This window comes from Bradyrhizobium sp. UFLA05-125, assembly GCF_059803515.1.
Genome location: NZ_JBANBJ010000154.1, coordinates 1 through 3295, shown reverse-complemented (window position 1 = coordinate 3295; position 3295 = coordinate 1). Strand labels below are relative to the sequence as shown.

The 3295-nt window shown below is 58.1% G+C and carries 2 protein-coding genes; both read right to left on the bottom strand.

What is annotated here, in order from left to right; genetic code table 11:
- Positions 1-116 precede the first annotated feature (116 nt).
- On the bottom strand, positions 117-1133 hold the full coding sequence (locus tag SO156_RS45570) for a patatin-like phospholipase family protein (protein ID WP_458151631.1): 1017 nt from the start codon (positions 1131-1133) through the stop codon (positions 117-119).
- Between the two features lie 348 nt (positions 1134-1481).
- The gene (locus SO156_RS45565; RefSeq protein ID WP_498539429.1) at positions 1482-2909 is read right to left on the bottom strand and encodes an autotransporter domain-containing protein; all 1428 of its coding nucleotides are present in this window, start codon (positions 2907-2909) and stop codon (positions 1482-1484) included.
- Positions 2910-3295: the final 386 nt, after the last annotated feature.

Genomic DNA, 3295 nt, shown 5'->3' with positions numbered 1-3295 from the left:
TGCATTCGCATCGCCCCAGCGAGCGGTACTCGAATGCGTTGGAACTCGCGACTGAACCAGGACATGTGCGCGTGATCAGAAGGCGCCGAGCGCAGACAACTGAGGCTTCGTCGCGCTCACAAGTATCTCGCGTGAACATCGATGGTCGAACGCGCGCCGACATGACAAAACTTCGTCGCCAACCACGCCTCAGCGCAAGAACGTCCTACGTCGCGCAAATGAATGAGAAACTCCCAGTCCGCGTTATACTTGGAGGCGACGCCAAGGTCTTTCATGAACGATTCTGCCTCGATCGCGTGAATTAGCATCGTCTTTATTTCGTCACCCAGCGTACCTCTTTTGACGAGCTTGTTGGCGAACGCAATCGCCCGCATTTCGCGCATCAGCGACGAATTGAAGCTGATTTCGTTCAGTCGATTTAGTATGTCGCCAGACGTGCGAGGAATCGCCTCACGCACGATCGGGTTGATGTGAATGACTATGATGTCCGTGGATTGGCAGTCATAAATGAGCGGGAATATTGCAGGATTTCCCATGTAGCCGCCGTCCCAATAAGCTTCGCCATCGATTTCGATAGCCTGGAACAAGAGCGGAAGACACCCGGAAGCGAGAACGGCCGCCACCGTCACTTCATCATTCTCGAAGATCTTCACTTTTCCGGTGCGCACATTCGTCGCACAAAGGAACAGCTTGACGACGTTCTCTCTGCGCAACCGCTCAAAATCGATGGTCTTCTCGAGCACGTCGCGCAGCGGGTTGTAGTTCAACGGATTGAACTGATAAGGCGACAGAAGTCGCGTCATCATATCGAAGAATATGAACGCCGGAGAATTCTCGATCGAGCCTGTCTGCAATAGGCGATCGAATGGGGACGGCTGCAGTGGCCCCCACGCCGCAGCTTCACTGATACGTCGCCAAAAATCCGCAAGGCTGCGTTTTGCTCCCTCGCGCCCGCCGATTGTCAAGCCATACGCCATAACCGTGGCGTTCATGGCGCCGGCGCTCGTCGCGCAGATTCCCTCGAAGGACATCCGATCGTCCTCAAGGAGGCGATCCAAGACGCCCCAGGCAAATGCGCCATGTGCTCCGCCGCCTTGTAGAGCAAGGTTGACCGTCTTGCTTGTCGTATCCATCAGCGCCCGCCAGCTACGCCGTTGCGCGAGACAAGATTGCAATGGATTTGCACACAGCCGAAATGATCGGATAGTCAACTTAGTCTGGCTGTACGAAATCCAAAAGTGCAATCTCTCGTCAATTGTCGCGCTTTGAGACGTCCTTGTTTTTGTTCATGCTCGCAATGACATTTGGCGGCCAACGATGAGTTGACCCTGGGACGGCTCATGGTGCCTTGAAGCTGCCCGCCGCTGCACTGCCCTGCCAGCAGATAGACGCAACAAAAATCGCCGATCGCAATGCGGCAATGAAAAGTCGCTCCGGCCGGGAAAGGGTTCGGAGGGCCTTCAGATTTCAGATGCGGCGATTCAGAAGCCGTATCGAAATCCGGCGTTCAGCCCGAAACTGTTGGAGCCGTTGTTGGCGACAATTCCCTCGGCTGCGACATTGAAGCGCGCATTGGGCGCGAAGTTATACCCCAGGCCGCCAGACATACGGACATAGGCATCCCGGATCGGACGTACCGGTGTGAAGATCGGGACGTCCGGCGCGAGCGTGAACGCAGTGTGCAGGATGGGCATGGAATTGCGCAGGTCCTTCTCTACGGTCACGTCAAAGAAGGCGTCGGTCCTTGGGCCGAACACGGCGAATTGCGGTTGTACGCGCACGCCACCGCTAACCACCGCTGACTGAAGAAACTGATCTGCGACCGTCTGGGTCAGGAATGGATCGCCGGCCTCGGAATAACCCTTGACGTGGGTGTCCGTGTAGGTGAACCCGCCAATCGGACCGAGCCGCACGGTGCCGAGATCGAAGAGGTAACCGGCCTTGATTGCGGCAACCGAACTATTCGCGTCGGTGTTTGGCGTGATCGGTCCGAAAAAGCCGGTACGAGAGACGTCGAACTGATTCCAGCCGTACGCCGCGATCGCATGAACGAACAGCGAGCTGGTGTCGTAGGCCAGGAAGCCTCCGAGATGGAAAGAGTCGAGATCCGTCGAGCCCAGCCCTTGCTTGAGATCCGAGGCGATGTGCGTGTAGCCGAATGTCGGTCCTATCGTGAGGTTCGGCGTCACGTAAAACTTGCCACCGGCGAGGACGCCGGCCGAATCATAGCTGTACCTGGTCGATCCGAAGGCGTCCGCATGATCGCCATGCCGATAGTTGGCTTGCACGAACACTGAAGCTCGACAGGGAAGCGACGGTGCCTTGACGGGCAGAGGCTGATCGACGCAGGCCTCGCCACGGCCGGTGTCGAGCTGCGACAACAAGTCGCGCGAGAAACCTTGCGCGCTGATTTGGGCCATGCTCGGCAGCGCCGCTGCAGTTTCCGGTGCAAATAGCAGGTTCGACGCAATGCGCTCAAGGTATCCCGTTCCGGCCGCGGTGATCGTGGACGCCGGGAGTTGAATGACGATCGCAGATGTATTGTTGCCCGTCTGCGCGACGGCGGAGGCGTTAGTCGGTCCAACCTGAATGACGTAAGCGTGGCTGAAATCGCCGACCTGGGTAATGTTCGCGGTGTTGGTGCCGTCGACCTGGATGATTGCGCTGCGGCTGTAAAAGCCGTTCTGGTTGACGGTTGCCGTGGGATTCGGCGCCAGTTGGACGATGCCGGCAATGTTCCGCCCGTCGCCGAACGCCTGGTTCAGCGCGATCGGTCCGTTAAGCGGCACAAACCCGAAGCCGGTCGTATCGACGAATCCGGTTTGTGCACTGGCCGATCCGCCGAGCAACACGACCGCCGCGCCGACCGCATATCCAAGCCATGCCCGCTTGGCCGACTCGCCATTCATTGCCCACCCCTGCCGAGGATTGCATCAAGCTTCCAGCTGTTCGCATATTACCCGATACGAGAGGACTGGCTGTTGCGGCCAAGTGACAGCATCTGAAATCTTTTGAAATCTTTGCGAGCCGCGAAAGGCGCACCGGTATCCTGTTGCGGAATTCGCGCTACACTCAAGGCCGCCGAGGCGGCTCGCCTCAAGACACGTCTCGTTCTTTGATGGCTGGAACCGTCGCGTGCACGTGGTGCATGCGACGAGGTTCCAGTGGCCATGTACTCGCGCGATCGACGACGCAGTTCATGGAAGGCCGCCGAAGCGGGTCACATCTTGTTTTGCAGTCCCAGGGCTTTCATCAACCTGTCGAGCGTCTGCTGCGATTGCGGCGAGGCGCCTTT